Origin of the sequence: Anaeromassilibacillus sp. 1001302B_160321_C8, assembly GCF_015554745.1 — a bacterium.
GTDB classification, from domain to species: Bacteria; Bacillota; Clostridia; order Oscillospirales; family Acutalibacteraceae; genus Anaeromassilibacillus; species Anaeromassilibacillus stercoravium.
The window spans coordinates 45,315-70,730 of the sequence record NZ_JADNJD010000006.1; the positions used below are offsets into that span (position 1 = coordinate 45,315).

Genomic DNA, 25,416 nt, shown 5'->3' on the forward strand with positions numbered 1-25,416 from the left:
ACGATCCGGATTCCATGCTGAACCACTACAAAGAGCTGTTGAGCTGGCGCAATGAGATCCGCGCGCTGAAAGACGGCGATGTGGCGGAATATGACACCGGCAATGATGGCGTAGCATCTTACATCCGTATGACGCAGGACGACAGCGTCCTGGTAGCAACGAACCTGACTGGAAACGAAATCACCGTGGAAGTAAAACCGGATGCAGAATTTGGTTCCTTCAGCAAGATCCTGAAGAAATTCAGCGTGGATACCGTTTCGAAGTTGGAAGATGGCATGTTGACGATTGCCCCGTATAGCACCGTGGTACTCTCCGGCGATGTAAAGCCTGGCCAGTACAGCGTGGCATACAGCAAAAATGTGAAGCTCTCTGTGGATGGAGAGGAGCAGAAACTCGCAAACCTGATCGGCCTGTATACGGCGGATGCAGAGGATGGAGTTGTGACGCTGGAATTTGTACCGGCAGTCGAAGGAAAAGAAATTGCCGGCGTCTTGGTCAATGGCGAAAGCGTTGATTTTGACGATAGCGCTGTGTTTACATATGAACTCAATCCCAGCGAACAGATGCATACAACCTTTGCCTTTACAGTTGTTGATAAGCGTGTTCTTCGTATGACCCTGGAGACGGCGCAGAAGGCACTGGATGAGGCGGATAAGGATGCAATGCTCCCTGCTGTACTCGAAGCAATGGAAAATGCAATTGCAGCAGCCCAGGAGATTATTGATAACCCGACCGCAACGCAGACGGAGATTGACCAGGCGTGGAGCGGACTGTTGGATGCGCTGCACTGCATCGACTTCGTCAAGGGAGACAAGACCTATCTGGAAGAATTGGTAGCAATTGCAGAGCAGATCGACCTCGATGAATTCACCTCGGCGTATAACGAGGAATTCAACACCGCTTTCGTAGACGCCCAGGATGTTTTGGCTGACGAAAATGCGATGGAAGACGAGATCAACGCGGCTGCGGATGCACTGGAGCAGGCACTTCTTGGCCTGGTCCGCAGAGCGGATACCTCCGAACTGGAAGCGGTGATTGCAAAGGCAAAGGGCCTGAATCTGGACGAATATATCGAAGCTGGAAAGGCTGAGATGGCTCAGGCGCTGGAAGCTGCAAATGTGATCGTAGAAGATCGGGACGCTACGCAGGAAGACGTGGATAACGCAGCGATTACCTTGACGGAAGCTTTGGCGGCCATGCGTAAGATCGCCGATAAAGATGCTCTGCGCGCACTGATTGCCTCTATGGAGACGGTCGACTTGAGTGGGTTTACAGCAAAGAGTGTAGCAGCATTCCAGCAAGTGCTCAACACGGCGAAGGCTATGGCAAATGACGCGGCCCTGAGCGAAGACGATCAGGACGAGGTTGACGCAATGAGCGATGCCTTGCAGGATGCATATAATAGCTTGGAGAAAAAGGAGACGACCACGCATAACAGTTCTTCTGGCAGCTCCAGCTCCTCCAGTAGCAACAAAACGGCGTTTACAACCGCTACAGCGGTGGCGATCACTGCGGGGCAGAGTGTGGGGACTTCCTCCGCTGTCCGTTCGGTGATCTCTGATACAACCCTTCCCTTTGCTTTGAAACGCGGCAGCGCCTATTGCTTCAAGATGACGGTGACCAATGGCAGTGCTGTGATGCCGAACTTTACAGTCGGCAATGGGGATGTGTTTAAGACCCAGTTTGTAGCGAAAATCGGCAATGACTATTACTTCCGCATTTGGGCGACTGGCGCGCCCGGACAGAGCGCTGGTATTTACACCCAGATGCCGGGTGAAGCGCCGCAGTGCCATTGTGTGGTAACGGTTGCGTGAGTATTGCCCGATTGGAAAGAAGCGGGAATGCTTCTTTCCGAACCCGATAAACAGACAACAAGTTTCATTTTCTCTTCATTTTCCTAATCTCTAAGGAAAACATACGATGTTTTTCTCCACCTGAGGAGAACCCCGCAGTTTACAGAGTCACTCCCTGTAAGCTGCGGGGGTTCTTTTTGTGATCGAAAACGATAAAAAAACAGCGCGATATTCCCAATTAGGATTTCGCGCTGTTATAGTCTATGAACCTACCCAATTAGGAACTCGGGCAGTATCAATCCTGAGAAAGGCTCGCGAGCTTTTTCAGACAGTTTTGACAGATGTTGTGTCCGCGGTAGGTTGTAATATTGACGAGGCTGTTGCAAAAGATACATGCCGGTTGATATTTCCGCAAAATGATGTCAGAGTCCTCAACAAAAATTTCCAGAGGGTCCTTTTCTTGAATATTTAAAGTACTGCGCAATTCCTTTGGCAGAACAATTCGTCCAAGCTCGTCAACTTTACGGACAATTCCTGTCGATTTCAAAATAGAATGTCCTCCTTTATGGATGATTTTGGAAGTTTTGTCACTTCCTGTAAAGATGGTAACATTATTTACCATTTTTGTCAATCTATTCAAGCTAAAAAATATACTATCCGTTATTGAAAATGAATACAGATTGGAATAGAACACAACAGGATGGAGGAACCCGAATGCTGAACAAGGTATGGGCGGCGATGATCGCAGTGAGTGTTTTTTGTGCTTTGGCGACCGGCCGCATGCAGCAGCTTTCGGAGGCTGTATTGGCGGGGGCCGGGAATGCGGTGCAATTAATTTTCGGGATGATGGGGATGATGTGCGCCTGGACAGGGCTGATGAAAATTGCAGACGCCGGAGGGCTCACCGCGATCCTTTCGCGCCTTCTGGCGCCGGTTTTGCGCCGTTTATTTCCCGCCTATCCGCCGGAAAGCCCTGCGGCAAAGGCCATCTGTATGAACATTACAGCGAATCTTTTGGGATTGGGGAATGCAGCGACCCCGATGGGGCTTGCCGCTATGAAAGAGATGGCCGCGCAGAATCGCGGTTCGCATGTGGCGGATAACTCCATGGTGATGTTCGTCGTGCTGAATACGGCATCGCTTCAACTGATTCCAACGTTTATGGGGACGCTCCGGGCGCAGTATGGATCCGCAGCGCCGTTCGACATTTTGCCCGCCGTGTGGATGGTTTCCGCCATCGCGCTGGTTGCCGGCCTTTTGGCGGCGAAATTATTGGAGGGCTGCTCCATTGGATAAACTGGGAATATATGTGGTTCCGGTTGCCGTGCTGTTGATGGTGGCATTTGGTGTGGTCCGGCGTGTGCCGGTGTTTGACACCTTTGTAGAAGGGGCAAAAGAGGGATTGCAGTCGTGCTTTTCCATCCTTCCCACATTGGTGGGGCTGATTATGGCTGTCACGATGCTGAACGCATCCGGCGCTTTGGATCTACTGGCTTCGTTCCTTGCTCCCGTGGCAACATTTTTGGGGATTCCAGCAGATGTACTGCCGCTTGCACTCATTAAACCGGTTTCAGGAAGCGGGGCGACTGCGCTGTTGACACAGATCTTTGCAAAGGACGGGCCGGACAGCTTTGCGGGCCGCGTCGCCTCCGTAATGGCTGGTTCGACCGAGACGACCTTTTATTGCATCGCCGTTTACTATGGGGCGGTACAGATCAAAAAAACGCGGCATACTATTCCTGCGGCGTTAATCGCAGATCTAACTGCATTTTTCGTCGCTGGGCTTGCAGTGCGGTTGTTTTTTGGAACTTAATCGGGGAGGAAGGACGCATGCAGGAAGGAGAAAAGAAACTCCGCGTTGTATTGGCAGGAAATCCAAATTGTGGAAAGACGACGTTGTTTAATCGGCTGACGGGGGATCACCAATATGTGGGGAACTGGCCTGGCGTGACCGTTGAGAAGAAGACAGGAGGACGACGGATTCATGGGGTACAACTCGAAATAACGGATTTGCCAGGGGTATATTCCTTAACGCCCAATTCTCCCGAGGAAATGATCGCGGACCGCCTTTTGCAGAGAGGGGAGATGGAGGTTGTCATCGATGTGGTTGACGCCACGAACCTGGAGCGGAACCTCTACCTCACCATGCAGCTTTTGGAGCGAAGGCTTCCAGTGGTGGTCGCCCTCAATCTGATAGATGAATTGCGGAGGCAGGGGGGGAGTATCAACCAGCCGGCTTTGGAAAAGGCATTGGGGGTTCCGATAATTCCCATTTCGGCAGCAACCGGGGAGGGGATGGAAGCGCTCCTTTTGGAGGTGGTACATAGAGGGGAAATGTCTTCCTCATGTGCGAGGCCATTGTATCCCATTCCAGCACCGGACATGCCTGACTATGAAGAACAATTAGCGAAACGGCGGTACGGTGCGGCGGAATATGCCGTGAAACAGGGACTTCTTTTTAAGAAGCATCCAGGAAAACGTTTGAGTGACCGGGTTGACGCGATTGTCATGCATCGGTTTTTTGCGATCCCCTTGTTCCTAGTGCTGATTTTCCTCGTCTTCTACCTTACCTTTGGCAGCGTAGGGGCCTTTTTCTCGGAAGGGCTGTCAGCCGGGTTTGTAGCGGTTTCGAAGCATGTGGAATGGCTGCTTACAATGGCAGGGGCATCGGAATGGGTGCGCAGTTTGGTCGTAGAGGGCATCCTCGCCGGACTGGGGGCGGTATCGGCGTTTTTTCCACAGATTGTCCTGCTGTTTTTCCTTCTCTCCCTGTTGGAAGACAGCGGCTATATGGCGCGGGCCGCCTTTATAATGGACGCGCCCATGCGAAAGCTCGGCTTATCCGGGAAAGCCTTTGTACCGCTGTTGATGGGGTTTGGATGCACGGTTCCAGCGGCAATGGGAACCCGAATTCTGGAAAACCAGAAGGATCGCCGCCTGACGCTCTTAACGCTTCCGTTTCTATCGTGCAGTGCGAAAATGCCCGTCTATTCGCTGTTTATCGCCACCTTTTTTTCCAGGTGGGGACCGGTTGTGATGTTTGGCGTTTATCTGCTGGGGATTCTGCTGGGAGCGCTGTCGGCATGGTTTTTCCAAAAGACCGTTTTAAAAGGGGAAGAGGCTCCCTTCGTGATGGAATTGCCTCCTTACCGGCTGCCCACCTGGAAGAGTTTGCGCATCCATGTTTGGGAGCGCGTCAAGGACTTTTTCAAAAGGGCAGGGACGGTTCTGCTGTGTGCAACCGTTTTCGTCTGGGTTCTGCGCTCGTTTTCTCCCCAACTGCAATATGTGACGGATAGCTCCCAGAGCATCCTCGCGGTAGTGGGTGGGTGGATTGCTCCCCTATTCCGACTGTGTGGGTTTGACGATTGGCGTGCCGCCGTGTCCCTGATGGCCGGATTGGTGGCGAAGGAGGGTGTCGTCAGCACAATGGGGGTGCTGTATGGCGGCGAGATGGGGCTTGCGGACGCCTTGTCCGGGGTGTTTACCCCGCTTTCGGCCGGTTCCTTTCTGCTGTTTGTACTGCTCTATACGCCGTGTGTAGCTGCCATTTCCGCGATTCATCGGGAGATGGGCAGCTTCAAATGGACGGCTGTATGCGTGGTTTGGCAGCTGTCCGTGGCGTGGTATGTTTCCGCGCTCTTTTACCAGACTGGTATGCTTCTCCTAAAACTATTTTCATAATAAACAAAGCAGCTTCGTGGAAAACTTCCGTGAAGCTGCTTTTTAATCGCTATTTTAGAATGCATAAGCGTTTTCCCTTGGGAAGGATTTGCGCACGTGCAAGACATAAGCGAGCGATAGGAGTCCCAAAAGGAGAAGCACGCCTTCACAAATCCATATGTTACTGTATTGTACCAAGAATGTAGCGGCCACATTGAACGCTGTATGGGCGAGCAAGGCGAACAGCCAGTAGCGGAACGAATGCCCGCGATTGACACCGTAGAAAATCAGCACAGAAGCAAAAACATGGAAGAGCACCGCAGAGATGCGCTCCACAATTCCCAAATAGATGCTAGCGGTGGACACGGAGGCCAATGCAGCTGTGATCTGCTGGAGCATCTCAGCGGAGCCTGATGCGGCCGCTCCCAAAGAGCCGCTGTTAATCATCACACAGTAGAGGAGGTTGCCGATGGAGCTAAGGCCCACCAGCAAAACCACCTCGCAGAGCCCATGCCCCAGGCCAAAAGAGACTGCGTCGCGGTAGCTGCGCCGCCCCTTGCAGAAACATTTTGCGCCCAACAGGCGGGCAGATTCTTCAAACAGCCCGGCGGAAGCACTGAGTAAAATGAGATACAAAAGCATCTGTTGTTGCGCAAAAGTAAGGAACCAGCCCTGTGTGGAGAGAATACTTAAAAGCGGGATACGCAGTAGAATCTGTGAAACAAAAAACGCGAGTACACCGATGAGCAAAGGGCGTAGCGAAATTGCCCGCCGGATCGCAAGGAGGACCAGAAGTAAAAGGGGGAATAGCACTGTAAAAAAAGAAGAAATTCCAAATGCAATAAGTATTTCTGTTGGAATCATGACGATTCATCTCCTTTGTGCCCCATTTTAGCATGGTTATTATAAAAATACTAGAGGGAATGCGATCGATTGGGCAATTTCCTTTTGATTAAGTTAGCAAACAATTCTCTACATGCGGCCAGCCGATGTAAATTTCCCAAAATCGGTTTCTGCAATCTGAAAAAATGGTGAACTTTTGTAAAAGAAGACAAGTTGGGCCTTGCGTTTTTGCGCAAAATACGATATAATATCCAGGTCAAGGGATGACCCTTGGAGAAGCAAGGCAGGAATTGCGTGTAACAGGATATGCAGGCGGGCGGGCTCTGTGCGACGGAGCGCCGTGAACCATGTCAGGCGGGGAACCGAGCAGCATTAAGCGGAAGAGCCCGTGCGATGCAGGTGGTCCGTTCGTCTGCATATCCCGGTACACGATACCGTCGCGAGGCGGCTGTCCTTGCTTTCCGTTTGTATACGGGCTGTCCGGAAGATACAGGAGGCGGTTGTGCGTCTTAGATTGGCGTATTCTTTTGTGACGAAGGTGTTTGTTTAAGAAGAGCACAGCGGGTTGATAGGCTTCTATTCGCGGAAATCTAGAGAGAGGTGCGCATATGTATAAGGTCTTGTACCGAAAGTGGCGGCCGCAGGTCTTTGCGGACGTAGTAGGGCAGCCACAGGTCACCGTAACGCTCAAAAATGAGCTGATGGCTGGCCGGATTGCGCACGCGTACCTCTTCACAGGATCGCGCGGAACAGGAAAGACCACCTGCGCGAAGATTCTGGCAAAGGCGGTCAACTGTCTCGAGCTGCACGGCGGCGACCCTTGTGGGTCGTGCGAAATCTGCCGCGGAATCGAAAATGGTTCCGTGATGGATATCGTGGAGATTGACGCTGCCAGCAACAACGGCGTGGATAACATCCGTATGTTGCGGGAAGAGGCGAATTTCACCCCGGCTGCCGCCAAATACCGTGTTTATATCATCGACGAAGTACACATGCTGTCCACAGGGGCGTTTAATGCGCTGTTGAAGACGCTGGAAGAGCCGCCAGAGCATGTGATTTTCATCCTTGCAACCACAGAGGTCCACAAGCTTCCCGCCACAATCCTGTCCCGATGCCAGCGGTTCGACTTCCGGCGGATTCCTCCGCAGGAAATCGCCGGGCGGTTGGCCTATGTAGCGGAGCAGGAAGGGGCTGTTTTGGAGGAGCAGGCAGGCTTGCTGCTTGCTCGATTGGCGGACGGCGCTCTTCGCGATGCGCTTTCCCTCTTAGATCAGTGCCTTGGGCGGAGCAAACAGGTTACGCTGGACGTTGTTCAGGAGACGGTTGGGCTTGTTGGGCGCGACCATCTATTTGCCTTATCCGAAGCCGTGCGCAAGCAGGATTCGTCTTCCGCATTGGAGACGATCGACCGCCTGCACAATGCGTCCAAGGACATGGCGCGCCTTTGTGAGGAGCTTTCCTCCCACTACCGCGGGTTGATGTTGATTAAAACGATGAAGGACGCGCGGGGTATTCTCGCTGTATCGGACGATGAATTTGAGCAGATGACCAAGCAGGCGCTTTCCACCCCTCTATCGGAGATCTTACACGGTCTCGATACGCTGCAAGGGGCTTTAGACAAGATGTATCGCGGCGGCGACCGCCGTGTCGAGCTGGAAATGGCGCTGATCAAGCTTTGCTCGCCGGAATTGGATGATTCGAATGCCGCTTTGATCCGGCGGATCGAGGCATTGGAGCGGGGCAATCCCCGCCTAGCGGCTTCGAAGGCAAAGCAGACGGAGCCTATTGTGCAAAGCCCTGAGGAACCAAAACAGGAAGGGCAGCCAAGCGTAGTTCCATTGCCGGACGAGCTTCCCCCAAAAAAAGAGGAAGCTGTTTTGCCTCCCCCTATAAGGCCATCGGTTGCGGCCAACCCCCAGAAGCCTCTTGAAGAAGGTGCAACCCGCTTGGCTGAATGGCCGGAGATTTTGCGTATCTTAAAAGAATATTCGGTTGCGATATCAGCGGCGTTCACCGGTTCTTCGGCATATGTCAACGGCGATTATGTGTTGATTGACGCCAAGGAAATGGCCTTTGAGCTGCTCCGCAAGTCTTCGCAGCGCGATAAGATGCGCGAGGCGATCCAGCAGGTCACCGGACGCGTCTATAAACTAGGCCCTTATCGTGCAAAGAAACAGGAAGAGGCCGAAGTTGACCCTCTATTGAAATTGGCTGGAGAAGCGGAAGAGGCGGGAATCCCTGTGACACGGACGTAACTGCGGCCGGACAAACGGGAAATGAAGATGTGTTCTCATCAATTTGATAAAATAGAACGCCCATTTGGGCAAAGAATCTTTTGAAAAGGAGTTTTGATTTATGAAGGCAAGATTACCCCAGGGATACGGCGGAGGCGGAGCAGCAAATATCCAGCAGCTCGCTCGTCAGGCCCAAAAAATTCAGGAGGAGATGGATGCGGCCAGCGCAGAGCTGGATCAGAAGTTATATACAGCGACTTCCGGCGGCGACGCTGTGAAGGCTACAGTCAGCGGCAGCTTGGAAGTACAGTCCATCGAGATTAAGCCTGAAGTGGTCGATCCCGAAGATGTAGAGATGCTGGCGGATCTGGTCCGTGCAGCTGTCAACGAGGCGCTGCGCGCGGCTTCCGAAGAGAAGGCGGAGAAGATGGAAAAGATCTCCGGCGGCTTCAACATGCCGGGCCTCCTGTAAAGAATGCCCTCATATAATGTTGCCCCGCTGTCGCGTCTGATTGAGCAATTTGAGAAATTGCCCGGTATTGGGCATAAAAGCGCTCAGCGGCTGGCCTACTATGTTTTGGGCCTATCCAAAGAAGGTGCAGAGGCATTTGCCAACGCCATTTTGGATGCGCATGAAAAAATCCATTATTGCAAAATTTGCTGCAACTTAACCGATCAGGAATTGTGCCCTGTGTGCCGCAACGAAGCGAGGGACAAGTCCATCATTTGTGTGGTGGAGGACCCGCGTGATGTGATTGCACTGGAGCGCACCAACGAATTCAATGCCACTTACCACGTCCTTCACGGCGTGATTTCCCCGCTCAGCGGGGTGGGGCCAGATCAGCTCTGCATCAAGGAGCTACTGGCGCGCGTTCATGCGGGTGGGGTCCAGGAGGTCATTATGGCCACCAATCCCACGGTGGAGGGGGAAGCGACCGCCATGTATATTTCCCGGCTGCTCAAGCCGCTGGGGGTAAAGGTGACACGCCTCGCATATGGGATCCCGGTGGGCGGCGATTTGGAATATGCGGATGAAGTAACCCTATCCCGCGCGATCGAAGGGCGCAGCGAGATTTGAACAGAATCACTAATCCCCGGCAGGGAAGGAGAAATCCTTCGTTGCCGGGGATTTTTCGATCATAGGACTGATTGCTCGAAACGAAATAATGATAAAGTATAGAAAAAATTGTAAGGGACTAACTTTTGCCAGTGTTCGCCGATCTAAAGAGTAGAAAAAGCAACAGGAAGGAGGGGCATTATGAAGGAGGAGTTACGCGAACAAATTGTTAGCTATTTGCTGGAAAATCAGGATAAATTTTACCGGCTTGCCTTTTCCTATGTCCATAATGCGGATGCAGCCCTCGATATTGTACAGAATGCGATTGTCAAGGCATTGGAGCATTATACCTCGATTCGCAACGCCGACTATGTGAAGACCTGGTTCTACCGGGTTTTGGTCAATGAATGCTTAACCGCGCTGCAGAAGGGAAAACGGGAATATTCCTATGAGCCAGGGGATTTGCAGCGCATTCAAGATACGCCGGTGGAGGAAGACCACCAGGCGATGGAAATTTATGAACAGGTGCAAAAGCTCCCGGAAAAGATGAAAACCGTAGTGGTCCTGCGTTTTTATGAGGATTTCTCCTTGGCAGAGATCGCCAAGGTAACGGGGGCGAAGCTTAGCACAGTGAAATACCGTCTCTATTCGGCGCTGAAACAAATCAAGATGACTTACGAGGAGGGATTGGCATGAACAAAGAAGATCGTATCCGTGATTCCAAAAAGATTTATGATGCGACAGAAATTCCCAGCGAACTTTCAGAGACGGTTCATCAAGCCATACAACAAACACAATTGAGAAAAGGAGGAAACGAAATGCATCTATTCAAACGGTATGGAAAACGAGTAGCGGCTACGGCAGCGTGTTTGGTGATCTGTTTCGTTGCAGCATTGAATGTCAGCGAACCCTTTGCAGCAGCAGTTGCCAAGGTTCCGGTGGTGGGAGGCATTGTCCAAGTCGTCACCTGGAGAAGCTACGTTCAGGAGGACGAGGATAAGACCATTCAGATGGAAGTCCCTCAGATTGAAGGAGAAGAAGACAGCGGCGTTGTAGCCGATGTAAATGCAGAAATCCAGAAGATTGTGGATGACTACAAAGCGCAGGCGGAACAGCAAATCGCGGAGTACAAAGAGGCGTTCATTGCAACAGGAGGCACGGAGGAAGAATTTGCACAGAAGGATATCAAGGTTGATGTTCAGTACGATGTGAAATACCAGTCGGATACGCGCCTTTCTCTGGAACTTACGGCAAACGAGAACTGGTGCAATGCGTATAACGTGCAATATTTCTACAACATCGACTTAAAAGACGACAAGGCGCTGACCTTGGAGGATATCCTGGGAGAGGATTATGTCTCTATTGCGAATGCGAGCATCCGAGAGCAGATGCAGCAGCGTATGGCAGAGGACGAGAATCTGGTTTACTGGGATGGCAGTGACGGAATCGAAGGATTTACCACGGTGGATGAAAATACCAAATTCTATTTGAATGAAAAAGGAAATCCGGTTGTGGTGTTCGCCGCTTATGAGATTGCCCCGGGCGCCTTCGGTGCACAGGAATTTGAAATTGTTCCGTAAAACAAAAATCTTCAGTAGGATTTCTTCCTACTGAAGATTTTTTGCACACTTCTTTCCCTTTCCTCTTTGGATTATGCTATACTGGGTATACAATGTTACGAGGAAAAGGGGAGTGCATATGGAACCGCTTGATCTGCGCTTTTTGGAAGAGACGTTCCCATTTTGGAAAGGGTTGACTCTGCGGGAACAGCAGAAACTTTTATCGCAAACGCGGTGCTATGTGTATCCAAAAGGCAGCCGAATTCACAGCGGTTTGGAGAGGTGTACAGGGGTGCTTGCTGTAAAACGCGGGCAGCTGCGGGCGTATCTGATGTCTGACGAAGGAAAAGAAATCACTTTATATCGCTTGCTCGATGGAGATGTCTGTTTCCTCTCTGCATCGTGCATCCTGAAAAATATTTCCTTTGACATCTATGTGGATACTGAAGAAGAGACGGAACTCTATCTCATCCAAGCTTCCGCCTACGATGCCCTTGGCAAGAGCAATCTGGCGGTGCAGACATTTTTGCAGGAGACCATTTCCGCACGCTTTTCAGACGTGATGTGGGTCGTCGAGCAGATTGTTTTTATGAAGTTCGACCGCCGGTTGGCGATTTTCCTATTGGAACAAGCCGCTCTGGAAGGGAACGACGCCGTCACGCTGACGCATGAACAGATCGCCCACCATATGGGCAGCGCACGGGAAGTGGTGTCGCGCATGTTGAAGTATTTTCAGAACGAAGGGTTGGTGGAGGTCTCCCGCAAGGGAATCCGGCTGTTGGACCGCAAAGCGTTGAATGCACTGGCGAGGGAATGACCATCAGACGGGGATCATCTGCTTGATTTGCTCTTTGGCTTTGAGGCCGACCGATTGGGCGACGATTTTTCCGTCCTGGATGACCAGGAGCGTGGGGATGCTCATGACGCCGAACGCGGAAGCCAGCTCGGGTTCCTCGTCTATATTGATTTTGCAGACCTTGGCAGTACCCTTCAATTCCTGCGCAAGTTGGTCGATCATGGGGGAGACCATGCGGCACGGGCCGCACCACGGGGCCCAGAAATCAATTAAGACCGGCAGGGAGGTATGCAGCACTTCATTGGCGAAGGTTTCTTTTGTAAGATGTAAAACAGACATGTGAATGTCTCCTTTCGTGTAGTTTGTGTTTTGTTGTTCTTAGTATATGGGAGATGCCCAAAAAGTTCTGTGACCAAATCACCGAAGCAAAACACCGCATACGTGCTCCGTATGCGGTGTTTTTGCGTTGACTCTATTCTTTTTTACGCCGGTTCCACCACTTGGAGCGTTTCCCATCGGCCAATCCCTTTTCATAGGCCTTTTGGGCAGCTTTTTCTGGATCGCGTACGGGACGGCTTTCCTCCAAATACTCTGCCAGCCATGCCTCGTCCTCCAAATCCAGGCCGTTTTCACCGGCCAAGGCTTCCACATGATGGCGGAATTCGTGCCGGAGGGTATCGCGCAGCTCACGGCGCAGTTCCAGCGGAGATAAATCTCCGAAGACGGGTTCAAAGGACCCGTAATAGATGACGATGCTTCTACCTAAATAGGGGTCCTGGCAGTATTCGCCCAAAATGTAGAGGTCCTCTCCGGGAAAGTCCGGGTCCGGCTTTGCATCGGGGAGCAGGCAGACGCCGCCGTTGAGCTCTTGGAAGAAGGCCTCCGGAAGTTCATCCAACAGCTCTGCCAACCATTCTTCTGCTTTTTCGATGGAGACCATACCATTTCTCCCCCCTTCTGTTTTACAGGTCTTTTACGATCAATAGGGAAAAGTATCCGGCGGTATCGCCCGCCTGGGAAAGCGTAGGATAGAGCGCTTCCCCAGGCATCCCACAGTTCTGTACGACGCTGGTATGTTCGGAGAGACCCTTTTCCGTTAAAAGCCGCTTCACATTTGCAAACTGCTTGCCGCTTTTCATCAGGATCTTGACGCCCGGGGCATCGAGCTCCGGTTCCGCACAAGGGTAAGAGGCGGGCAAGATCCGCAGGGGCTTATCCGCTTCGGTCAGGCTTTCGCCCAGCGCTGCCGCGGCCGCGCAGAAAGAGGGCACACCGGCGACCATTTGATAGGAAAAGCCCATTGCCTGTATTTGATTTTGTATGTATGTGCAGGTGGAGTAGATCGAAGGGTCGCCCAAGGTGAGCAGGGCGACGTCCTGGCCACTTTTCAGGGTTTCCGCCACCTGTTCCGCCGCAACCCGGTGGCTTTCCTTCAGAACCTGTTGGTCGCGCGTCATGGGAAGGTGCAGGGAAAGACAGGGCTTCTCCGCAATCTCTGGAATCGCCTGTACGGCAATGCGAAAGGACGTGCTGTCCCGGCCGCCAGGGGCCGCAAGGACCGGGCAACTGCGAATGAGACGTTCCGCCTTGCGTGTGAGAAGTTCCGGATCTCCGGGCCCAACGCCAATGCTATATAAAATTCCCGTCATGGTATGCATTCCTCCAATGTAGAACATTTGGAGTTTATGATACCATGACGGGCAAAAAATTGCAAAAGTTTAGGAATCCAGCGCTTTGCGCAGAGAAGCAGTGAAGTGCCCAACCGGTTCCACGCAGTCCTTGCCGGATTCGGCAACCAGTTTCACAATGGCACTGCCCACGATCACGCCGTCGCAGTAGGCGCTGATCGCTTTGGCCTGTTCCGGCCCGGAGAGGCCAAATCCCACAGCGCAGGGGATATGTGCAGATTGGCGGATGGTATGGAAAAATGCATCAAAATCCGTGGTAAACTCCTTGCGCATACCGGTGACGCCGGTGGAGGAAACACAGTACAGGAATCCCTTGGCGGCGCTGGCGATCATCGCAATGCGCTCTTGAGAGGTGGGGGCCACCATGCTGATGGAATACACACCCGCACGGTCCGCGGCCTCTTGGATTTCATCCTGTTCTTCATAGGGCAGATCGGGGACGATTACACCGTCCACGCCGCTCTCGGCGCATAGCTGGAAAAAACGCTCCGTACCGAAGCCGAAAATGCTGTTGATGTAAAGCATCAACAGAAGAGGAACCTGCGTCTTTTCCCGCAAGCGTTTGACCAAATCGAAAATATCAACCAGTTTCGTCCCATTCTCCAGGGAGCGGACGCTGGCTTCCTGGATGACCGGCCCTTCCGCGATGGGATCGGAAAAAGGGACGCCCAATTCGATGATATCCGCCCCGGAAGCCTCCAACTGCAAAACAAGCTGCTCTGTGGTGTCCAGGCCGGCGTCGCCCGCGGTCACAAACGGAATCAGCGCCTTGCGGCCCTGCTCTTGCAATTTCTGAAATGTCGCGTCAATCCTGTTCATTGAGCTTTACCCCCCTGTATCTTGCCACCTGATAAACGTCCTTGTCGCCGCGTCCGGACAGGCAGATGATCATGGTTTGATCCTTGCGCATGGTCGGAGCGATCTTGCAAGCCAGCGCAACAGCATGTGCGGATTCGATCGCCGGGATAATCCCCTCCATACGGGAGAGATATTCAAAGGCGCATACCGCCTCTTCGTCCGTGATGGCAAAGTATTCGCCGCGGCCGGTCTTGGCGAGCTGCGCGTGCTCCGGGCCAATTCCCGGATAGTCCAGCCCCGCGGAGAGCGAATAGACCGGCGCAATTTGGCCCTCTTCATTTTGCAGGAAGATGGACTTCATACCATGGAAGATCCCCGCGCGGCCCCTGGAAATCGTCGCTGCCGTCCGGTCGGTGTCCACACCTTCGCCCGCTGCCTCTGCGCCGAGCAGCCGGACCGATTCGTCGGGGATGAAGTCGTAGAACATCCCCATGGCGTTGGAGCCGCCGCCCACACAGGCACAGACGGCGTCGGGTAACCTGCCCTCGATTTCCATCAATTGGCGCTTGGCTTCCTGCCCAATGATTTTCTGAAAGTCACGCACCATCTGTGGATAGGGGTGGGGGCCCATCACGGAACCGATCAGATAATGGGTGGTTTCCACGTTGGTGGTCCAGTCGCGCATGGCCTCGTTGATGGCGTCCTTCAGCGTAGCGGTGCCGCTGTGGACCGGTATCACCTTTGCGCCCAACAGCTCCATGCGGTAGACGTTGAGCGATTGGCGTTCCACGTCTGTTGCCCCCATATAGACTTCGCATTCCATTCCGAACAGCGCAGCGGCGGTCGCTGTCGCCACGCCGTGCTGGCCAGCGCCAGTCTCCGCAATGATGCGCTTTTTGCCCATGCGTTTCGCCAACAAAATTTGGCCCAGGACATTGTTGATCTTGTGGGAGCCCGTGTGGTTGAGGTCCTCGCGCTTGATATAGATCTTTGCGCCGCCGAGATCCTTTGTCATTTTCTCCGCATAGTAGAGCATGGAGGGCCTTCCGGCATAGTTCTGATAGTACCAGGAGAGCTCCTTTTGAAAATCTGGGTCGTCTTTATATGTTGCGTAGGCGGCTTCCAGCTCGTGTACCGCGTTCATCACGGTTTCCGGCACATATTGGCCGCCGTATTCGCCGTATCTTCCGATTTTACTCATGTTGTCCTTCCTTCCTGCTTGATCCCCTAGGCGTCCTGCAACGCCTGAAATTGTGTAACCACTGCGCGAATTTTTTCCCTGTCCTTGCAGCCACCGGTTTCGATGCCTCCCGAAAGGTCCACCCCGGCGGGATGGACAGCTTCCACTGCTTCGAAAAGGTTTTCCGCCGTCAACCCGCCCGCGAGGAAAAAGGGCTTCTGCGGGTTTGCCTCCCGGATCGCAGGCCAATTGGCCACCTTGCCGCTTCCTCCATAGGCGGTGGGGGAAAAGCTGTCCAAGAGGAGAAGGTCTACGGGGAGCTGTTCCGACCGGCGGATGCTTTCTGCATCCGTGACGCGCACCGCCTTCCAAATGGGCCTTTTTGTACGCTGCCGGAGGGTTTCGATGTAAGCGGCGTCCTCATCCCCGTGAAGCTGCAACACATCCAGTCTAGCACGTTCTGCGATTTGTAGCAAGTGCTCAATTGGTTCATTGACAAATACACCGACGGTTTGAATCCCCGCGCGCAGTCCCTTGGAGAGCGCGGCCGCCTGCTCCGCCGATACCTGCCGTTTGCTTTTGGCAAAGACAAACCCGATGTAGTCCGGCGGGAAGGCGTTCACATAGGAAATATCCTCGGCACGCCGGATGCCGCAGAGCTTGAGCTTCATACGTCCCGCCTCAATTCTTGCAGGGAGCGCCCGATGTCGCCGCTTCGCATCAGCGTCTCCCCGATCAATACGGCGTCCGCGCCATGCTCTCGGACGGCTTTCATGTCGCCGTTATCCCGGATGCCGCTTTCCGAGACGAGTACATGCCCTTCCGGTACCAGAGGGGCCAGCCGTCCGGTGACGGTTAGGCTGACCACAAAGGTTTTCAAATTACGGTTGTTGATGCCAAGCAGGTCGCTGCCAGCGGCCAGGGCGGAGGCGAGTTCTTCCTCGTTGTGCACCTCTGTCAGGCAGGCGAGGCCCAGGCCGTGTGCAATTTCCGCAAACGCCCGGAGGGTTTTGGTATCCAATAGGGCGGCGATCAATAGAATGGCGTCCGCGCCCATGGCGCGCGCCTCATAGATTTGGTAGGGGTCGATGATAAAATCCTTGCGCAGAATGGGGAGTGAGACCGCCGCACGGATGGCGCGCAGATAATCGCTTTTTCCCTGGAAATAGTGTTCTTCCGTCAAAACCGAGAGCGCGTTTGCGCCGTTCTGCTCATAAGCCTTGGCGATCTCCACCGGATGAAAATCAGCGCGGATCAGCCCTTTGGAGGGGGAGGCCTTCTTTACCTCAGCGATCACGGCGAGCCGGTCCCCTTGCAAAGCCTTGGCAAAATCCCGCGTCGGTTCCCGCCGGTTCTGCGCCGCCTTCTGAACGGCTTCGAGCGGCACGGCGGCCATTTCCCGCGCAAGCTGTTCTTTTCGCTTACAAACAATATCGTCTAAAATCATGGAATGTTCTCCTTATTGGATGGAATGTGTGAAGGCTTTGAATTCGTTCAGCTTTTTCAATGCTTTTCCAGAATCGATGGAATCCTTGGCCAGGGCGATCCCCTCTTCGATGGACGCCGCTTTTTGGATGGTATACAGCGCACAGCCCGCGTTCAGGAGGACAATGTCCCGGCAAGGGCCGGGCTTTCCCTGGAGGATATCCATGGTGATCTGCGCATTTTCCTGTGCGGTGCCGCCGACCACAGAGGACAGCTCCGCCAATTCCATCCCATAGTCACGCGGGTCCAAATCGTATTTGATGAGCTTGCCATCGCGAATCTCACAGACGCGGGTGGTGTTGGAAATGGTGATCTCGTCCAGCCCGTCGTCCCCGTGGACAAGCATGGCGCCTTTGATGCCCAAATTCATCAGCACGCGCGCCATGGGCTCCATCAGGTCCTCGTCATAAACGCCGAGCAGGATATAATCCGCCTGTGCCGGATTTGCGAGCGGGCCGAGAATGTTGAACACAGAGCGCACGCCGATCTCCTTGCGGGGTGCGGCGGCAAAACGCATGGAACCGTGGAACGATTGGGCAAAAAGAAACGAAAGCCCGCAGGTGTTCAGACTTTGTGCAGCCTGGTCGGGCGTCATGGCAATCTTCATGCCGAGCGCTTCTAAAACGTCTGCGGCGCCGCTCCGGCTGGAAACGCTGCGGTTGCCGTGCTTGGCGACGCGCGCGCCAGCGCCCGCGGCGACAAATGCCGATGTGGTGGAGATGTTAAACGTGCCCACCATGTCGCCGCCTGTGCCGACGATGTCGATGGAATCCGAGCATCCCGGCATGGGCTGTGCCTTCTGGCGCATCACGCGGGCAAAGCCGGTGATCTCCGGGATGGTTTCTCCCTTCATGCGCAGCGCGGTTACAAAGGAACCGATCTGCGCGTTTGTCGCGCCGCCGGACATAATGCAGTCCATCGCCTCGACCGCTTCCGCTTCGGTCAAATCTTCGCCCTCGATGATTTTGAAGATATATGGCTTTAAGAGATTGCGCTGCGCCGGAGGGACGGCGGATTCCGTACGGCCGGTGATGGGCAGATGTGCGATGCGGTCACAGAAATTTTCCAGAATTTTCGGGCCACATTCGGTCAAAATCGATTCAGGGTGGAACTGCACGCCGTAGGTGGGGTGTTCTTTATGGGCGAACGCCATAATTTCGCCGTCTTCGTCCTCTGCAAGGATCTCTAAGCAGGCGGGAAGGGTGTCGCGGTCGGAAATCAGGGAGTGGTACCGGCCAACGGTTACCCTTTCCGGCAGGCCGGAGAAGAGCGGATTTTTGTTTTGGATGGTGATCTCACTGGCTTTGCCGTGCATCAGTGTTTTGGCATGCACCGTCTTGCCGCCGAACGCTTCTCCAATGGATTGGTGCCCTAGGCAAACGCCAAGAATCGGAATGGACCCGCTGAACTTCTGAATCGCAGCGACGGAAATACCGGCGCTTGCCGGATAACCGGGGCCGGGGGAGATAACGATCGCCTGCGGCGCAAGCATTTCGATTTCCTCCAATGTGATTTCATCGTTGCGTTTGACAAGGATGTCCTGGTAGAATTTGCCGATGTATTGATATAGGTTATACGTAAACGAATCGTAGTTATCGATGATTAAGATCATGGCTGTCTCCCTGCCTTTCTCAAAGGTTGCACGCCTGCTCGATGGCGTTGATGACTGCGCGTGCCTTGTTTTCGCTCTCTTCGAATTCCTTTTCCGGCACGGAATCGGCGACAATGCCGCCGCCCGCCTGTACATAAGCCCGGTTGTTTTTGAACAGCACGGTGCGGATGGCGATGCAGGTGTCAATGTTTCCGTCAAAGCCGAGATAACCGACCGTGCCGCCGTACAGTCCGCGTTTGGTGGGTTCCAGTTCGTCGATGATCTCCATTGCGCGCACTTTTGGCGCGCCGGAGAGCGTGCCCGCCGGGAGGACGGAAAGCAAGGCGTCCAACGCGGTCTTGTCGTCCCGCAGCATGCCCTTTACATCGCTGACAATGTGCATCACCTGGGAATAACGCTCCACCTTCATGAAGCTGGTCACTTCCACGGTGCCGAACTTGGAAACCTTTCCTACGTCATTGCGGCCCAGGTCCACCAGCATGGTATGTTCGGCCTTTTCCTTCGGGTCCTTGAGAAGGTCGCGTTCCAGCTCTTTGTCCTGCGCTTCGGTCAGGCCGCGTTTGGAGGTACCGGCAATCGGCTTGGTGGAGACGATGCCCTTTGTCACGTTGACGAGCATCTCCGGGGAGGCGCCGACGATTTCGTAATCTTTGAGCTTAAAATAATAGAGGTAGGGGGAGGGGTTGGCGGAACGCAGGCAACGGTACACGTCGAACGCATCCGGCGGGTTCGGGACCTCCAGCCGGCGGGAGAGGACCACTTGGAAAATATCGCCCTCTTTGATGTATTCCTGCGCCCTGCGGATGTTTTCCAGATGCTGCTCCTTGGTGATGTTCGTCTCTACGATGGGAGCTGGGTGGTTGTTCGGCACATGGGGGAGGGGCGTGAATTCTGTGAGATAGGCTCCCAGGCGCTCTGCTTCTGATTCGCAGGCGGCATACCGGTTTGTGAGGTCCTCATTTCGATGAATGTTTTGTATAATGACTGTCTTGTTAGAGAGGTGATCGAAGGCCACCAACTGGTCGTAAAGGAAGAGGTGGCAGTCCGGTAGGTCGAGGTCATCCTTGGGGGGATGGCTCAATTTTTTCTCCATGTAGCGGACAGTGTCATAACCAAAGTAGCCGACCAGCCCGCCGGTCAATTTGGGGCGGTTGGGAAAGCTGGGGGACTTATACCGGTTCAGGATCTCTGTCAGGAAGGAAATCGGGTTGTCGATCGGGGTGTGGGATTCCGAATTTCCTTCCGCAACGGTCGCCAAACCATTTTTGATGCGGATTTCCATCTTCGGATGGATGCCAATGAAGGAGTAGCGGCCCCACTGTGTGTTGTCGACACTTTCCAAAATGAAGCAGGTGTCGCTTTGCTCCTTGAGGGCATTGAAAATGTGGATCGGGGTCATGGAATCGGACAGGACCTCATAAAACACAGGGACAACGTCGTATTCTTCCAAAAGTTCCTGTACTTCCGTCAAAGTGGGGTACAACATATGCGCATCTCCTTTAGCAAGAATGTATTTTGGCAAACAAAAAGAGCCTACCGTCCGTATGGGACGATAGACTCGTGGTGCCACCCAAATTCCGGAACGAAACCGTTCCGCTTTTAACAGGTACATGGCAAAATCAACGAAGGTACGCAGCTTTTGCCTCAATACCCTTTCCCATAACGCGGGAACCACGGCGATGGTTACTCGGAAACCCTTTCTCCATGCTCCTCACAAACCCATTCGCCTGCATCGTATGCTCCGGCTTCCCACCAACCGCCGGTTCTCTGTGCCACCGTTTTACAGGGTACTCACTTTTGCTCGTTGGATTTCAAAATGTTTTATTTTGGTGCCATTATACGCCGGTCAACAGAAATCTGTCAAGTAGTTTTTAAAAATTAATTTTTGCGTGGTAAATCGTTACATCAGCGATTGGCCACATCGATGTGCAGGTTTTCCAGGATGTCGAATGCCTTTTCCTGCATGGCCGGGTCGTTGCTGGCCACGCACTGTGCGTCGACGATAATTTGTGCCTCCGGCTGTGCGGCCTTTGCCAAAATCGCATTGGAGATGACGCAGATATTGCTGACAACGCCGACCAGTTCGATCACATCGTAGCGTTTTTCCTCCAAATAGTGCAGAAGGTCGAGGCTACCGAAGGTGTTCTTTTCGAAGAAGGTGCAGTAAGCCAGCTGATAGCGTAGGCGACCGTGCAGCTGCCAGCCCTCGGAACCACACAGGCAATGCGGGATGGGAAGTTTTTTCCCCTCCTGCGTGTCGAGATAATTTTCCCCGTGGGTATCCATGGTGTAGACAACATCGTCCTTTGCGTCGAGATAGTCCTGCACTTTTTTGTGCAGCTTCGGTTCCAGTGCCTCCGCCTCTGGAAACCCGAGGGAACCGGACACAAAATCGTTCTGATAATCCACCACGATCAAAAGCTTTTTCATTTCTTGCCCTCCTTTTTTTCCGCAACAGGTGTTTCTTGTGCGTATTTACAGAATTCACGCATACAGCAAATTTCACATTTCGGCTTGCGTGCGTCGCAGACAGCGCGCCCATGAAGGACCAATCGGTGGCAGAAATCGTTTGCCTCGTCCATCGGCAGGACTGCGCGGAGCTGTTTCTCTACCTTCAAGGGCTCTTTCCCTTCGCTCAGTCCCAAACGCCCACAGATACGGATACAGTGGGTATCCGTTACAACCGCAGGTTTGTGATAAATGTCGCCCACCACGAGGTTGGCGGTTTTGCGGCCCACGCCGGGGAGTTTGGTCAATTCTTCCACCGTGTCCGGCACGACGCCGTTGTAATCGCTGCGCAGTTTGTTGCACATCGCATAAATATCGCGCGCCTTGGTCTTATACAATCCGCAGGAGCGGATGATCTCTTCAATGTCCTCCACAGGCCCGTCGCAAAAGGCATTTAGCGTGGGGAAGCGCTCAAAAAGCGCAGGGGTCACCATGTTGACACGTGCGTCCGTGCACTGCGCGGATAAGCGCGTGGCGATCAGCAATTGAAGCGGTTCTGTATAGGTCAACGAACAAATTGCATCGGGATATTCCTTCTTTAAAGCTTCCACCGCCAGGACCGCGCGTTGCTTTTCTGTCATTCTGCTGCATCTCCTTGTTCCAGATCCATTTCTACCGGTCGACGGAATTCGACTATGAGTTTATTGTATACGAAAACCGAAGAAAGCACAAGTTGACAAACCAAGGAAAAATCCCTATGATGAAGAAAATTTTGAAAATCGAGGAGGGTGGTTATGTCCGGGTTTTGGCTAAAAATTCTGGCAATGATTTCGATGTTGATCGATCACACCGGGATGGTCCTATTCCCTCAGATGCAGGGCTTGCGGGTGCTGGGGCGGCTGGCATTTCCTTTGTATTGCTTCCTTTTGGCGGAAGGGGCCGTCCACACCTCCAATAGCAAACGCTATTTGGGGAGGCTGTTGGGCTTTGCCCTGCTGTCGGAGATTCCGTTTGATCTGGCGTGTCACAATACCGCCCTCTGGATGCAATCCCAAAACGTCTTTTTTACATTATTTTTGGGATTGGCGGCCTGCGAACTTTTGAAGCGTTTCGCTCCAGAGAGGCCCTTTTGGAGCCTTGTGGGGGTGGCAGGGCTGGCGGGACTCGCAGAGATCTTGCAGACCGATTACGGGGCCTTTGGCGTGGGATTGGTGATTGTCTTTTATATTTGCCGGACGTCTCCCGCGAGGGGAACCATCCTCTTTACCATCCTCAATACCGGCTTTTCGCTGCTCAATCATATGACGCTCCAATTGGCGGCGCCGGTTGCTGTGCTTCCGATCCTGCTTTACAATGGGCAGCGGGGAAGAGCGCTCAACAAATACGTGTTCTATTGGGTGTATCCCATCCATTTGTTGCTTTTGTTTTTCCTGCGCCGGTTCCTGATGTAGTGGGCTTGGAAAGGGCGGCTGGGAAGTTTGTCCGTTTTCTGGATAAAATGGAAAGCTGCGGCGGAAGGTGTTGCGTTTTATCGGCAGAAAGGATATAATGGATAACAAGATACAGGCGGGAGTCGTGCCCAGGACCGGGACGGCTGGCGGCCAATACCAACCAAGGAGAGAGGAACGAAATGTACAAAGATATGATGGACACAATTGGATTTGTGTCTCAGGCGGACCCCGAAGTCGGCGCGGCCATGCAGGATGAACTCAAGCGCCAGCAGCGCAACCTGGAAATGATCGCTTCCGAGAACATGGTTTCCCCGGCGGTGCTTGCCGCAATGGGCAGCGTGCTCACCAATAAGTATGCAGAGGGCTACCCAGGCAAGCGCTACTACGGCGGCTGCGAGTATGTTGACGTTGTGGAAAACATCGCGCGCGACCGTGCTTGCAAGCTGTTCGGCGCCGAGCACGCCAATGTGCAGCCGCATGCGGGTGCACAGGCAAACCTGGGCGTTTATTTTGCCCTGCTCAAGCCCGGCGATACGGTCATGGGTATGAATCTGGCAGAGGGCGGCCATCTGACCCATGGTTCCCCGGTGAATATGTCCGGCAGCTATTTTAACTTTGTCGCCTATGGTGTCAGCCCGGAGACGGGCCGCATCGATTACAACCAGCTTTATGAGCAGGCCATGCAGGTCAAGCCGAAGCTGATTGTCGCGGGCGCCAGCGCTTATCCGCGCGTGATCGACTTTGCAAAGTTCCGTGAGATCTGCGACGCCTGTGGCGCTCTCTTTATGGTGGATATGGCGCACATTGCCGGCCTGGTGGCGGGCGGCGACCACCCCAACCCGGTGCCTTACGCAGACGTAGTGACTACCACCACGCATAAGACCCTGCGCGGTCCGCGCGGCGGCATGATCCTGTGCAAAGAGGAGTACGCCAAGGCGATCGACAAGGCGATCTTCCCCGGCACGCAGGGCGGCCCGCTGATGCACATCATCGCAGGCAAGGCGGTTTGCTTCGGTGAGGCATTGAAGCCGGAATTCAAGCAGTATTCGCACAACATCGTTGCCAACGCTTCCGCATTGGCGGATGGCCTTCTCAAGCGCGGCGTGAAGCTCGTCTCCGGCGGCACGGATAACCATCTGATGCTGGTGGATCTTACCGGCCAGGAATTGACCGGCAAGGAACTGGAGCACCGCCTGGATGAGGTGTACATCACCGCAAACAAGAATACGGTTCCGAACGAGCAGCGCAGCCCATTCACCACAAGCGGCCTGCGCCTTGGCACGGCGGCCATCACGACCCGCGGTTTGACCGTGGCCGATATGGACACCATTGCGGAGTGCATCGCATTGGCGATCAACGACTTCGACAACAGCAAGGAAAAGATTCGCGGCATGGTCACGGAGATTTGCACGCGTTATCCGCTCTATGCATAAGGAAGTCCAAACCTGAATTTATACATTGAAAAAGCCGCACTGTACGAATCAAGTACAGTGCGGCTTTCCGGTAAAGGAGGAACTTTTGATGCGCCCATTGGCGGACCGCATCCGTCCCCAAACGCTGGATGAGATGGTAGGCCAGCGCCATCTGCTGGGGGAAGGGAAACCCCTGCGCAGGATTCTTGCCTCTGGGGTGATCCCCAATCTGATCTTCTACGGCCCATCCGGCGTGGGAAAGACGACATTGGCTTCCATCATCGCAAAGCAGACCAACCGCAAACTCTGCAAATTGAACGGGACCACTGCTTCGACCGCGGACATCCGCGAAGTGGTTGCGGGCCTGGACCGTCTGGACGCAGTGAACGGCGTGCTGCTCTATTTGGACGAGATCCAGTACTTTAATAAAAAACAGCAACAGACGCTTTTGGAATTCATCGAAAACGGGCAGATTACTCTGATCGCTTCTACAACGGAGAATCCATATTTTTATGTCTATAATGCGATTTTGAGCCGGTCCACCGTGTTTGAATTTAAGGCGGTACAGCCGGAAGAAATCTGTCCTGCGGTGGAGCGGGCATTCCATGTGATGGAAGAGGACCTGCACAGCCCGCTGCGCTTGGAGGACGGCGTGGTGAAACACATCGCCACTGCCTGCGGCGGGGACGTGCGCAAAGCGATGAATGCAGTGGAACTCTGCGCCCTGTCCTCTCAGGAACAGGGCGATGTGCGGCTTGTTACGCTGGAAGGGGCAAGGGAGCTGACCCAGCGCAGCGCTATGAAATACGACCGGGAAGGGGACGAGCATTATGACATCCTGTCCGCCTATCAAAAGTCGATGCGCGGTTCCGATCCCGATGCGGCGATCCATTATCTGGCGCGCCTGTTGGAGGCGGGAGATCTGCCATCCGCCTGCCGCAGGCTGTTGGTGTGTGCCAGCGAGGATGTAGGGCTTGCTTATCCGCAGATCATCCCCATTGTCAAAGCTGCGGTGGATACAGCGCTCATGGTGGGCCTGCCGGAAGCGCAGTTTCCGCTGGCGGACGCGGTGCTTCTCGTATGCAATGCACCAAAGTCCAACAGCGGCCACAATGCGATTCTTGCAGCGAGGGAGGATGTGCGCGCGGGAAAAGCGGGGCCAATCCCACGGCAATTACAAAACAAGCATTTTGACGGCGCAGATAATCCTGTAAAAGGACAATTTTACAAATATCCTCATGATTATCCAAACCACTGGGTGGTGCAACAGTACCTGCCAGAGAATCTGCAAGGGACCCACTATTATGAATATGGGGAAAATAAAACGGAACAGGCTTATCGCGCCTATTGGGAACGTATTAAAAACTCTGGGAATCTTTAGTAGAATCCTGTCCAAA

General features: G+C 53.7%; 25 protein-coding genes, 1 other RNA gene, 1 pseudogene and 1 other annotated feature. Of the genes and pseudogenes, 14 read left to right on the plus strand and 13 right to left on the minus strand.

Annotated features, from left to right (window positions below; translation table 11 throughout):
- Window positions 1-1,814, plus strand: a pseudogene (locus I2E77_RS05670) (FIVAR domain-containing protein); the annotation flags it as partial.
- Between the two features lie 274 nt (window positions 1,815-2,088).
- On the opposite strand, the gene I2E77_RS05675 reads toward I2E77_RS05670, so the two are convergent.
- The gene (locus tag I2E77_RS05675; RefSeq protein ID WP_054323025.1) at window positions 2,089-2,340 is read right to left on the minus strand and encodes an AbrB/MazE/SpoVT family DNA-binding domain-containing protein; all 252 of its coding nucleotides are present in this window, start codon (window positions 2,338-2,340) and stop codon (window positions 2,089-2,091) included.
- Between the two features lie 167 nt (window positions 2,341-2,507).
- Between I2E77_RS05675 and I2E77_RS05680 the strand changes: the two genes are divergently transcribed.
- The 3 genes from I2E77_RS05680 to feoB are packed head-to-tail and all read left to right on the plus strand — an operon-like array spanning window position 2,508 to window position 5,477.
- Entirely contained in the window at window positions 2,508-3,089 is a 582-nt protein-coding gene (locus I2E77_RS05680) for a nucleoside recognition domain-containing protein (RefSeq protein WP_087233172.1), read from the plus strand.
- A complete protein-coding gene (locus I2E77_RS05685; RefSeq protein ID WP_195450791.1) occupies window positions 3,082-3,606 on the plus strand; it encodes a spore maturation protein in 525 nt (174 codons plus the stop codon). The genes I2E77_RS05680 and I2E77_RS05685 overlap by 8 nt, the downstream gene beginning before the upstream one ends.
- Before the next feature lie 17 nt (window positions 3,607-3,623).
- Window positions 3,624-5,477: a ferrous iron transport protein B gene (gene feoB / locus I2E77_RS05690; protein ID WP_195450792.1), complete on the plus strand. Its 1,854-nt coding sequence runs from the start codon at window positions 3,624-3,626 to the stop codon at window positions 5,475-5,477.
- Between the two features lie 54 nt (window positions 5,478-5,531).
- Here feoB and I2E77_RS05695 read toward each other — a convergent pair whose 3' ends face one another.
- Complete coding sequence (locus tag I2E77_RS05695; RefSeq protein WP_195450793.1) at window positions 5,532-6,320, minus strand: YhfC family intramembrane metalloprotease; 789 nt, start codon at window positions 6,318-6,320, stop codon at window positions 5,532-5,534.
- 293 nt (window positions 6,321-6,613) lie between these two features.
- Between I2E77_RS05695 and ffs the strand changes: the two genes are divergently transcribed.
- The 7 genes from ffs to I2E77_RS05730 all read left to right on the plus strand — a co-directional run bounded on the left by ffs (window position 6,614) and on the right by I2E77_RS05730 (window position 11,966).
- Window positions 6,614-6,712, plus strand: an RNA gene (gene ffs / locus I2E77_RS05700) — signal recognition particle sRNA small type.
- A gap of 195 nt (window positions 6,713-6,907) precedes the next feature.
- Window positions 6,908-8,554: a DNA polymerase III subunit gamma/tau gene (dnaX, locus tag I2E77_RS05705; RefSeq protein WP_087233181.1), complete on the plus strand. Its 1,647-nt coding sequence runs from the start codon at window positions 6,908-6,910 to the stop codon at window positions 8,552-8,554.
- Window positions 8,555-8,654: 100 nt separating this feature from the next.
- Window positions 8,655-9,005, plus strand: coding sequence for a YbaB/EbfC family nucleoid-associated protein (locus tag I2E77_RS05710; RefSeq protein ID WP_087233184.1), 351 nt, complete (start codon window positions 8,655-8,657; stop codon window positions 9,003-9,005).
- 3 nt (window positions 9,006-9,008) lie between these two features.
- Complete coding sequence (gene recR, locus I2E77_RS05715; protein WP_087233187.1) at window positions 9,009-9,611, plus strand: recombination mediator RecR; 603 nt, start codon at window positions 9,009-9,011, stop codon at window positions 9,609-9,611.
- A gap of 180 nt (window positions 9,612-9,791) precedes the next feature.
- Window positions 9,792-10,286, plus strand: a complete 495-nt coding sequence (locus tag I2E77_RS05720; protein WP_191362775.1) for an RNA polymerase sigma factor — start codon at window positions 9,792-9,794, stop codon at window positions 10,284-10,286.
- On the plus strand, window positions 10,283-11,170 hold the full coding sequence (locus I2E77_RS05725; protein ID WP_191362776.1) for an RsiV family protein: 888 nt from the start codon (window positions 10,283-10,285) through the stop codon (window positions 11,168-11,170). The genes I2E77_RS05720 and I2E77_RS05725 overlap by 4 nt, the downstream gene beginning before the upstream one ends.
- A gap of 118 nt (window positions 11,171-11,288) precedes the next feature.
- A complete protein-coding gene (locus I2E77_RS05730; protein WP_191395489.1) occupies window positions 11,289-11,966 on the plus strand; it encodes a Crp/Fnr family transcriptional regulator in 678 nt (225 codons plus the stop codon).
- A gap of 3 nt (window positions 11,967-11,969) precedes the next feature.
- Here I2E77_RS05730 and trxA read toward each other — a convergent pair whose 3' ends face one another.
- From trxA to nth, 11 genes are all read right to left on the minus strand, one after another.
- The gene (gene trxA, locus I2E77_RS05735; RefSeq protein WP_087233198.1) at window positions 11,970-12,284 is read right to left on the minus strand and encodes a thioredoxin; all 315 of its coding nucleotides are present in this window, start codon (window positions 12,282-12,284) and stop codon (window positions 11,970-11,972) included.
- 133 nt (window positions 12,285-12,417) lie between these two features.
- A complete protein-coding gene (locus tag I2E77_RS05740; protein WP_195450794.1) occupies window positions 12,418-12,885 on the minus strand; it encodes a metallopeptidase family protein in 468 nt (155 codons plus the stop codon).
- A 22-nt stretch (window positions 12,886-12,907) separates the two neighbouring features.
- A complete protein-coding gene (gene cobI, locus I2E77_RS05745) occupies window positions 12,908-13,594 on the minus strand; it encodes a precorrin-2 C(20)-methyltransferase (protein WP_195450795.1) in 687 nt (228 codons plus the stop codon).
- Between the two features lie 69 nt (window positions 13,595-13,663).
- The gene (gene trpA, locus I2E77_RS05750) at window positions 13,664-14,452 is read right to left on the minus strand and encodes a tryptophan synthase subunit alpha (RefSeq protein WP_195450796.1); all 789 of its coding nucleotides are present in this window, start codon (window positions 14,450-14,452) and stop codon (window positions 13,664-13,666) included.
- Complete coding sequence (gene trpB / locus I2E77_RS05755) at window positions 14,439-15,632, minus strand: tryptophan synthase subunit beta (protein WP_087233207.1); 1,194 nt, start codon at window positions 15,630-15,632, stop codon at window positions 14,439-14,441. Before trpB ends, trpA begins: the two co-directional genes overlap by 14 nt.
- Before the next feature lie 26 nt (window positions 15,633-15,658).
- The gene (locus I2E77_RS05760; protein ID WP_195450797.1) at window positions 15,659-16,282 is read right to left on the minus strand and encodes a phosphoribosylanthranilate isomerase; all 624 of its coding nucleotides are present in this window, start codon (window positions 16,280-16,282) and stop codon (window positions 15,659-15,661) included.
- Complete coding sequence (gene trpC, locus I2E77_RS05765; protein WP_087233213.1) at window positions 16,279-17,058, minus strand: indole-3-glycerol phosphate synthase TrpC; 780 nt, start codon at window positions 17,056-17,058, stop codon at window positions 16,279-16,281. Before trpC ends, I2E77_RS05760 begins: the two co-directional genes overlap by 4 nt.
- A gap of 12 nt (window positions 17,059-17,070) precedes the next feature.
- Entirely contained in the window at window positions 17,071-18,843 is a 1,773-nt protein-coding gene (locus tag I2E77_RS05770) for a bifunctional anthranilate synthase component II/anthranilate phosphoribosyltransferase (protein WP_330608913.1), read from the minus strand.
- Window positions 18,728-20,194, minus strand: a complete 1,467-nt coding sequence (gene trpE / locus I2E77_RS05775; protein WP_195450799.1) for an anthranilate synthase component I — start codon at window positions 20,192-20,194, stop codon at window positions 18,728-18,730. Before trpE ends, I2E77_RS05770 begins: the two co-directional genes overlap by 116 nt.
- A 56-nt stretch (window positions 20,195-20,250) precedes the next feature.
- Window positions 20,251-20,522 (minus strand) — a binding site (T-box leader).
- A gap of 91 nt (window positions 20,523-20,613) precedes the next feature.
- Entirely contained in the window at window positions 20,614-21,138 is a 525-nt protein-coding gene (locus tag I2E77_RS05780) for a cysteine hydrolase family protein (RefSeq protein ID WP_195450800.1), read from the minus strand.
- The gene (nth, locus tag I2E77_RS05785; RefSeq protein ID WP_191362784.1) at window positions 21,135-21,797 is read right to left on the minus strand and encodes an endonuclease III; all 663 of its coding nucleotides are present in this window, start codon (window positions 21,795-21,797) and stop codon (window positions 21,135-21,137) included. The genes I2E77_RS05780 and nth overlap by 4 nt, the downstream gene beginning before the upstream one ends.
- Window positions 21,798-21,950: 153 nt before the next feature.
- On the opposite strand from nth, the gene I2E77_RS05790 reads away from it, so the two are divergent.
- The 3 genes from I2E77_RS05790 to I2E77_RS05800 all read left to right on the plus strand — a co-directional run bounded on the left by I2E77_RS05790 (window position 21,951) and on the right by I2E77_RS05800 (window position 25,400).
- A complete protein-coding gene (locus I2E77_RS05790; protein ID WP_191362785.1) occupies window positions 21,951-22,607 on the plus strand; it encodes a TraX family protein in 657 nt (218 codons plus the stop codon).
- Window positions 22,608-22,786: 179 nt separating this feature from the next.
- Window positions 22,787-24,040, plus strand: coding sequence for a serine hydroxymethyltransferase (gene glyA, locus I2E77_RS05795; RefSeq protein WP_087233230.1), 1,254 nt, complete (start codon window positions 22,787-22,789; stop codon window positions 24,038-24,040).
- An 88-nt stretch (window positions 24,041-24,128) separates the two neighbouring features.
- Entirely contained in the window at window positions 24,129-25,400 is a 1,272-nt protein-coding gene (locus I2E77_RS05800) for a replication-associated recombination protein A (protein WP_087233233.1), read from the plus strand.
- Window positions 25,401-25,416 lie beyond the last annotated feature (16 nt).

Excerpts from the sequence above, each read along its gene's own strand:
- I2E77_RS05680 (WP_087233172.1), top strand. The coding sequence starts at position 2,508 with ATGCTGAACAAGGTATGGGCGGCGATGATCGCAGTGAGTGTTTTTTGT.
- feoB (WP_195450792.1), top strand. The coding sequence starts at position 3,624 with ATGCAGGAAGGAGAAAAGAAACTCCGCGTTGTATTGGCAGGAAATCCA.
- I2E77_RS05695 (WP_195450793.1), bottom strand. The coding sequence starts at position 6,320 with ATGATTCCAACAGAAATACTTATTGCATTTGGAATTTCTTCTTTTTTT.
- dnaX (WP_087233181.1), top strand. The coding sequence starts at position 6,908 with ATGTATAAGGTCTTGTACCGAAAGTGGCGGCCGCAGGTCTTTGCGGAC.
- I2E77_RS05710 (WP_087233184.1), top strand. The coding sequence starts at position 8,655 with ATGAAGGCAAGATTACCCCAGGGATACGGCGGAGGCGGAGCAGCAAAT.
- recR (WP_087233187.1), top strand. The coding sequence starts at position 9,009 with ATGCCCTCATATAATGTTGCCCCGCTGTCGCGTCTGATTGAGCAATTT.
- I2E77_RS05720 (WP_191362775.1), top strand. The coding sequence starts at position 9,792 with ATGAAGGAGGAGTTACGCGAACAAATTGTTAGCTATTTGCTGGAAAAT.
- I2E77_RS05725 (WP_191362776.1), top strand. The coding sequence starts at position 10,283 with ATGAACAAAGAAGATCGTATCCGTGATTCCAAAAAGATTTATGATGCG.
- I2E77_RS05730 (WP_191395489.1), top strand. The coding sequence starts at position 11,289 with ATGGAACCGCTTGATCTGCGCTTTTTGGAAGAGACGTTCCCATTTTGG.
- trxA (WP_087233198.1), bottom strand. The coding sequence starts at position 12,284 with ATGTCTGTTTTACATCTTACAAAAGAAACCTTCGCCAATGAAGTGCTG.
- I2E77_RS05740 (WP_195450794.1), bottom strand. The coding sequence starts at position 12,885 with ATGGTCTCCATCGAAAAAGCAGAAGAATGGTTGGCAGAGCTGTTGGAT.
- cobI (WP_195450795.1), bottom strand. The coding sequence starts at position 13,594 with ATGACGGGAATTTTATATAGCATTGGCGTTGGGCCCGGAGATCCGGAA.
- trpA (WP_195450796.1), bottom strand. The coding sequence starts at position 14,452 with ATGAACAGGATTGACGCGACATTTCAGAAATTGCAAGAGCAGGGCCGC.
- trpB (WP_087233207.1), bottom strand. The coding sequence starts at position 15,632 with ATGAGTAAAATCGGAAGATACGGCGAATACGGCGGCCAATATGTGCCG.
- I2E77_RS05760 (WP_195450797.1), bottom strand. The coding sequence starts at position 16,282 with ATGAAGCTCAAGCTCTGCGGCATCCGGCGTGCCGAGGATATTTCCTAT.
- trpC (WP_087233213.1), bottom strand. The coding sequence starts at position 17,058 with ATGATTTTAGACGATATTGTTTGTAAGCGAAAAGAACAGCTTGCGCGG.
- I2E77_RS05770 (WP_330608913.1), bottom strand. The coding sequence starts at position 18,843 with ATGTACAGGCGGGCGGCGGCATTGTCGCCGATTCCGTGCCGGAAAAGG.
- trpE (WP_195450799.1), bottom strand. The coding sequence starts at position 20,194 with ATGTTGTACCCCACTTTGACGGAAGTACAGGAACTTTTGGAAGAATAC.
- I2E77_RS05780 (WP_195450800.1), bottom strand. The coding sequence starts at position 21,138 with ATGAAAAAGCTTTTGATCGTGGTGGATTATCAGAACGATTTTGTGTCC.
- nth (WP_191362784.1), bottom strand. The coding sequence starts at position 21,797 with ATGACAGAAAAGCAACGCGCGGTCCTGGCGGTGGAAGCTTTAAAGAAG.
- I2E77_RS05790 (WP_191362785.1), top strand. The coding sequence starts at position 21,951 with ATGTCCGGGTTTTGGCTAAAAATTCTGGCAATGATTTCGATGTTGATC.
- glyA (WP_087233230.1), top strand. The coding sequence starts at position 22,787 with ATGTACAAAGATATGATGGACACAATTGGATTTGTGTCTCAGGCGGAC.
- I2E77_RS05800 (WP_087233233.1), top strand. The coding sequence starts at position 24,129 with ATGCGCCCATTGGCGGACCGCATCCGTCCCCAAACGCTGGATGAGATG.